Below are 6,846 nucleotides of genomic sequence, written 5' to 3'. Positions count from 1 at the left end.
CGTTGATCTCGTCCATGGTCTGCACCACCCGGCCCACCACTTCGCCACCGCGCAGCGCGGTGTCCGAGGCATTGGCGGCAAGGCCGCTGGCCTGGCGTGCGTTGTCCGCGTTCTGGCGCACGGTGCTGGTCAGTTCTTCCATGCTGGAAGCGGTCTGCTCCAGCGACGCGGCCTGCTGCTCGGTGCGCTGCGACAGGTCGTTGTTGCCCGCGGCCACCTGGCGCGTCGCCGTGGAGATGCTCGCCATGCCTTCCTGGATCTCATGCACCACCGACAGCAGGCTGCGCTGCATGGTCTGCATCGCCCCGGCCAGCGCGCCGATTTCATCCTTGCTGCGGTGTTCGAAGCGCGTGGTCAGGTCGCCCGCGCCCATGCGCAGCGCGAAGTCCAGCATGTCGCGCACCGGCCGGTTCACGCGCGCCAGCAGCATGGTGCCGGCGCCGAACGAGGTCGCCAGCGCCAGTGCAAAGCCGCTCCACAGCCACGGGCGCAGCACCGCGGCGCCGTCCCGGTCGAGAATCTCCACCGCCACCAGTGCCGCCAGGAACCACACCAGCGCGCCGGCCTGCGCCCACAGGATGCGGCGCTTCAGGTTCATGCGCACCAGGCGCTGGGCCAGGCCAACGATGCCGGTGCGCACCACCGCGCCATCGCGGATCGCCAGTCCGGCCGCGCGGCCCGCGCGAAAGCGCGCATACGCGGCGCCGGCCGCCTCGACCTGATCGCGCGTGGCCATCGAGCGCACCGAGGTGTAGCCCACCACGCGGCCGTCCACGCGCGTGGGCGTCACGGTCGCGTTGACCCAGTAGTAGTCGCCGTTCTTGCGGCGGTTCTTGACCACGCCGATCCAGGTGCGGCCGGCCTCCAGGTTGCGCCACAGGTCGGCGAACGCTTCCGGCGGCATGCCGGGATGGCGCACCAGGTTGTGCGGCGCGCCCAGCAGTTCCTCCGCCGCATAGCCGCTGGCCTCGATAAAGGTGCGGTTGGCGAAGGTGATACGGCCCTTGAGGTCCGTGCGCGAGATCAGGTAGTCCGACGGAGAGAGCTCGTATTCGCGCTGCGTAACGGGTTGGTTGTTTCGCATCTATGACAGTACTGCTTGCCGGAGCGCTGCCATGCACGGTGGGACGGCGGCGGGGCCCCGGCGGGTTCGATCCGGCTGGCGTGGTACGGCGGCCGGACGGCGGGGGCGGAAAGATCGGTAAAGCGGTGTTGCGGTAAAGCGGTATGCGTTTGTTGCCGGATTCAGGAGACGGCTTCGAGCGCCGCGAGTTCTTCGGTATTGAGCAGCTTCTCGATATCGACCAGGATCAGCATCCGTTGCTCGACCGAGCCGAGCCCGCGGATGTAGTCGGTGGCCAGCTCGCCGGAGAAGTGCGGCGTAGGCTTGATCTGTGTGGCGGTCAGCGTCAGCACGTCGGACACGCCATCGACCACGATGCCCGTGGTGCGCGCGTTGAGGTCGACGATGATGACCACGGTGTACTGGTCGTAGCTGACGTTCTGCTGGCGAAACTTGATGCGCAGGTCGATGATCGGCACGATGATGCCGCGCAGGTTGATCACGCCCTTGATGTAGTCCGGCGCATTGGCAAGCTGGGTGACCGACTCGTAGCCGCGGATTTCCTGCACCTTCAGGATATCAATGCCGTATTCCTCACGGCCGAGCCTGAACGCCAGGAATTCCTCAACGGCGCCGTCCGCCTTGTCGATGTGCTTCATCGTCTAGCCCCCCAAGATTGCTGATGCTGGTTTCCTGGCGCTGCGTGCGGGCATGGCCGCGGCAGGCACCGGAGGGCATGACGTCGCCCACCAGTGTTTACGGCGGCGAACGGGGCTGACTGAAGGGTGCCGTCAGGCTTTCCTTACCCTTCCGTCGTGGGGTGCGGGAGCGCCAGCAGCGCGGCCACGGCCTGCATCAGGCCATCGGGATCGAACGGCTTGGGCAGGAAGCCCGAAGCGCCGGCGGCGCGGGCCTGGTCGCGGATGCTGCCGTCATGCTCGGTGGTCAGCATCAGGATTGGGATGCGCGCGTAGCGATCGGTGGCGCGCAGGCTGCGGATCAGCGTCAGGCCGTCCATGCCCGGCATGACCTGATCGGTGACCAGCATGCCGAAGCTGCCGGCGGTGGCCAGCGCATGCGCCTGGTCGCCGTCGGCGGCCTCGGTGACATCGAAGCCGCCGGCACGCAGGCAAGCGGCGATCATGCGGCGAAGCGAAGGGGAATCGTCGACGACGAGGATGCTGGGCGATGACATTGGGCCTCCGGTTTGCAGGGCTCGGTCGGATCCGCCGGGAAGATGGGTCGCGGTCGACATCCTGCCTGCCGGCTTATCGGCAGCCACGCAGCCCGCCTTTAGCGCCCTGCTGCGCTATTGCGTGTTCAGTTCGCGCAACGCGTCGGCAAAGCCGCCGGCATCGAGCGGCAGCGACAGCAGGTAGCCCTGCACCTCGTCGCAGCCCATCTCGTTGAGGATGTCGAGCTGCGAGGCCGATTCGACGCCCTCGGCCACCACCTTCATGCGCAGCTCGTGCGCCAGTGCCACCATCGAGCCGACGATGGCGCGGCCCTGCGCATCGGTATCGAGCCCGCCGATCAGCGTGCGGTCGATCTTGAGCGTGCCTACGCGCAGGCGCTTGAGATAACCAAGGCTCGAATAGCCGCTGCCGAAGTCGTCCAGCGCCACCTGGATGCCGAGCGACTGCAGCTCGGCCAGCGTCTCGAGCGACTTGCCGATGTCCTTCATCGCCGCGGTCTCGGTGATTTCCAGCGTGATCGCCGACGGCGGGATGTCGTGCTGGTGAATCTGCTCGAGCAGGTACTGCGGGAAATTGCGGCTGGCAAAGCGCAGCCCGGATACGTTGATCGCCACCGGCACCGTGGGCATGCCCGCGTCCTGCCACTGGCGCACCTGGCGGCAGACGCTCGTCAGCACCCAGTCGTCGAGCTTGTCGATCTGGCCGGACTGCTCGGCCACCGTGATGAACTCAGCGGGACTGACCTGGCCCAGCGCGGGATGGCGCCAGCGGCACAGTGCCTCGGCCCCCACCAGCGTGCGCCGGCGCGCGTCGTACTTGGGCTGGAACTGCAGCGACAGCGCATCGTCCTGGATCGCCAGCCACAGGTCGCGCCGGATCACGCGGGTGCGGCGCGCGCGTTCGCCGGCGGCGCTGTTGAACAGGCGCACCTGGTTCGAGCCGCTTTCGCGCGCCTCGGCCAGGCTCACGCGGGCGGCCTGCATCAGCGCCTCGGAGGTCTGCGCATCGCGCGGATAGATGGCGATGCCGATATTGACGCCGATCTGCATCTGCAGGCCGCGCGCGGCGATGAATTCCGCCAGCGAGCCGAGCATGCGCGAACCCAGCTCCTGCGCGCGGCCGTGGTTGACCAGTTCCGGCACGCCCACGGCGAACTCGTCGCGCGCCAGCCGGGCCAGGAAGTCGTGCGGCTCCAGCACGGCCTGCGCCAGCGCGCCGGCGTCCTGGGCCAGGATATCGTCGGCGCGGATCTCGAAGACCTCGTCGACCTCGCGGTAGTCGGCAATATGGATCAGCAGCACGGCGCAGGCGGTTTCAGCCAGGCGCGCCTGCGCGATGGCCTGGTCGAGCCAGCGGCCGAAGGCCACGCGATCCGGCATCACCGTGGCGACGCTGTATTCGCCGACCGTGCCTTGCCCGCGTGCGGCGGCCCGCACCGTGAGCCGGCCCGGGATGCGCCCGCCGCGCCGGACCAGCCGCGGCTCGGCGATGCGATGCGGGTGGGGCTCGTCGACCAGTTCTACGCCCGTATCGGTTTCACTGCGCTGCGGCAGCCAGCCGCGCGACTGGGTCCGGTGGATGACGAACATCAGCGCGCACAGCGCGGTCAGCGCGCCCGCCAGCCAGGCCGGATGCGGCAGGCCGGCGGCGTCGATGCAGTGGCGCGCCGACACGGTGCCGGCGCCGCATGCGCGGCCGAGGTGGGTGCCCGCCGCGGCCACCAGCCCGGCGCCGGCAACCACCGCGATGATCGCCGCGCTGCGCCATAGCCGCGTGCCGTGGCGCAGCCACTGCGCCAGCAACTTGACGGCGGTCGTGGCCGCGGCCGCGGCGGCAAAGCTGGCGGTGAGCTGCGCGGCGTCGTTGGCGAGCGGCAAGCTGCCCGAACACACCACCACGATCAACGGCAGGCTGACGGTGAGCTGCGACAGCAACGCGGCCGACCAGCTCAGCGCGCGCAGCGACCGGCTTCCGGCTCCCTGGTCCGCCCGCCCGGCGCGGATGCCGAGGGCGGCGGCCACGCCCAGCAAGGCGGCAAGCAGCAACAGGACGGAACTCAGGGCAATCATTAGGCTGCGCGGTGAAGAAAAGAATGCGCGAAGACGAACCGGACGCGGGGCAAACCCCGCATCATGGCATCTTGCGGTCCTCGTGTGAACAAGACAATACGCGGGACAACCGGTTAGAAGGCGCTCCAGTCGTCGTCGCCGCCCGCGGTGGCCGTGGCCGGGCGGGCGGCGGGACGAACGGCGGGAGCCGGCCGGACCCTGGCCGCGCGCGGTGCGGCGGCTGCCGGGGCGGCGGTGGCGGCAATCGCCGGAGCCTGCGTCGGCGCCGGAGCCGGGGCAGTGCGCGCAGGCGCGGCCGGAGTCCGGACCACCGTTGCCATCGAGCCGCTACCGGTACTACCCCCCGCGCCGATGGTGAACACCGACACCACGTTCTTCAGCTTGTAGGCCTGCTCTTCCAGCGCCCCGGCCGCGGCGGCGGCTTCTTCCACCAGCGCGGCGTTCTGCTGCGTGACCTCGTCCATCTGGTTCACCGCCTGGTTGACCTGCTCGATGCCGGTGGTCTGCTCCTGCGAAGCGGCGCCAATCTCGTTCATGATGTCGGTCACGCGGCGCACTGCCTGCACGATCTCACCCATGGTCTGGCCCGCTTCGGCCACCAGCCTGGTGCCGCTTTCCACGCGCTGGCCCGACTCGCTGATCAGCGCCTCGATCTCCTTGGCGGCCGAGGCCGAGCGCTGCGCGAGGCTGCGCACCTCGCCCGCCACCACGGCAAAGCCGCGCCCCTGCTCGCCGGCCCGTGCGGCTTCCACCGCCGCGTTCAGCGCCAGGATATTGGTCTGGAAGGCAATGCCCTCGATCACGCTGATGATCTCGACCACCTTGCGCGACGCGCCGTTGATCTCGTTCATGGTATCGACCACGCGGCCCACCACGTCGCCGCCCTTGAGCGCGATCTGCGAGGCCTCGTTGGCCAGCACGCCGGCCTGGCGCGCGTTGTCGGCGTTCTGGCGCACCACCGTGGTCAGCTCTTCCATGCTGGCCGCGGTCTGCTCCAGCGACGAGGCCTGTTCCTCGGTGCGCTGCGACAGGTCCAGGTTGCCGGTGGAAATCTGCTGCGTGGCCGACGCCATCGAATCGGCGCCGGTACGCACCTCGGCGACGATGCCCGACAGGCTCTGCTGCATCGCGGCCAGCGCCTGCATCATGCGGCCGATCTCGTTCTTCGAGATGCTGGTGATGCGCGAGGTCAGGTCGCCGCGGGCAATGCGCTCGAACACGGCCAGCGCCTCCTGCACCGGCGTGACGATGGCACGGTTCAGCGTGAAGGTGCACAGCGCCGCCACCACCAGTCCCAGCACGATCAGCGCCACCGACAGCATGCGGATGCGCGCATAGCCCGCCTGCGCGGCCTCGAAATTGGCCTGGCCTGCGCTCATCTGGAACTTCGACAGGTTCTCATGCGCGGTTGACATGCTGCGCTGCAGGTCGGGCAGCACCTTCTTCGCCAGCCGCACCGATTCCTCCTGGTTGCCCGCCAGCGACGCCGCCTGCAGCGGCAGCACGCCCTGCTCCATAAAGGCCTGGCGATGCTTGCCCAGTTCGGCGGCCAGCGCCTTCTCCTGGTCGTTCTGCGGCAGGCTGGTGTAGCGCTTCCAGGCCGCATCGGAGGCCTCGACGAATACCTTGGAGCGGTCCACGTTGACCCTGGGGTCGTCAGCCTCGCCCACCATCACGTTGCGGTCCAGCGCCAGGCGCATGCGCGTGGTGGCCAGCATCGCGTCGCTCAGCGCCACCGCCGAGGCGAGCTGGTTGGCATACGTCTCCTTGAGCGCATCGTTGCTTTGCGAGATCCCGCGCAGGCCGGCACCCCCGACCAGCAGCAGCAGCAACGACAGCATTCCCATGGCGCCCCGTAACAGGGTCTTGATCTGGATATTGTTCTGGAAAGACATGATGAAAGGAGACTGTGAGGAATCCACGGGGCACACCCCTGGCCCCGGTACGGCTGGACCGACACCCCGACGATCCGCCCTGCCCGGATAACGGCCAACCCCACTCATCCTTGAGCAGTCGCCCCTGAGATGCCGGCAAAATGGCAGCCCGAATGGATGCCGGCCGGTCCAATGTCGGATATACGGCACGCGGGCCGTGCCCGTTGCCGGCCGAATCCCGTTTTCCGGGCGGTCTGTCGATTATGGCGATTTGATTTCATCGCCCGGCCACGAACGGTGCCATTGCCCTGCCCGGAAAACACCATTTATGCGCGGGCCCATTCCAGGCGGGCGCGATGGCCCAGCGGACGGAATACCGGCGCGACCGGCGCCGACACCGAAAGTTCACCGCAAAATCGGTGGCGAGAATTTTCGCAAAAACGATGTGGGATAAGCGCGCCAGGATTTGCAGCCAGCCTTTCCGTCGTTATAATTGTTTTCGCAATTCACCGTACTGCATACCCCACACCCAATACACCCCAACCCGAAACCCAGGACGCAATGTCGACATATCAAGAAATCGTTCAGAAAAAAAAAAAAAAGCAAAAGCCACCCGAATAAATAAATCCGCCAGAACAACCCGC

At 68.0% G+C, this 6,846-nt stretch carries 5 protein-coding genes; all 5 read right to left on the bottom strand.

The annotated features are described in order from the left end of the window. Positions 1 to 1,084, bottom strand: a 1,084-nt coding sequence (locus tag AB1I47_RS33070) for a methyl-accepting chemotaxis protein (RefSeq protein WP_354687868.1), incomplete at its 3' end; no start/stop codon positions are given. 161 nt (positions 1,085 to 1,245) lie between these two features. Next, positions 1,246 to 1,722 (bottom strand): chemotaxis protein CheW, encoded by a 477-nt coding sequence (locus AB1I47_RS33065; RefSeq protein WP_354687867.1) that lies wholly within the window; start codon positions 1,720 to 1,722, stop codon positions 1,246 to 1,248. A gap of 143 nt (positions 1,723 to 1,865) precedes the next feature. Next, on the bottom strand, positions 1,866 to 2,258 hold the full coding sequence (locus AB1I47_RS33060; protein ID WP_354687866.1) for a response regulator: 393 nt from the start codon (positions 2,256 to 2,258) through the stop codon (positions 1,866 to 1,868). A 114-nt stretch (positions 2,259 to 2,372) separates the two neighbouring features. Next, complete coding sequence (locus AB1I47_RS33055; protein WP_354687865.1) at positions 2,373 to 4,328, bottom strand: putative bifunctional diguanylate cyclase/phosphodiesterase; 1,956 nt, start codon at positions 4,326 to 4,328, stop codon at positions 2,373 to 2,375. Positions 4,329 to 4,441: 113 nt separating this feature from the next. After that, complete coding sequence (locus AB1I47_RS33050; protein ID WP_354687864.1) at positions 4,442 to 6,223, bottom strand: methyl-accepting chemotaxis protein; 1,782 nt, start codon at positions 6,221 to 6,223, stop codon at positions 4,442 to 4,444. Positions 6,224 to 6,846 lie beyond the last annotated feature (623 nt).

Origin of the sequence: Cupriavidus necator, from assembly GCF_040578825.1 — a bacterium.
In the GTDB taxonomy this organism is placed as follows: Bacteria; Pseudomonadota; Gammaproteobacteria; order Burkholderiales; family Burkholderiaceae; genus Cupriavidus; species Cupriavidus necator_E.
The sequence above is the reverse complement of the archived record's forward strand: the minus strand, read 5'-3'. Positions and strand labels throughout refer to the sequence as shown.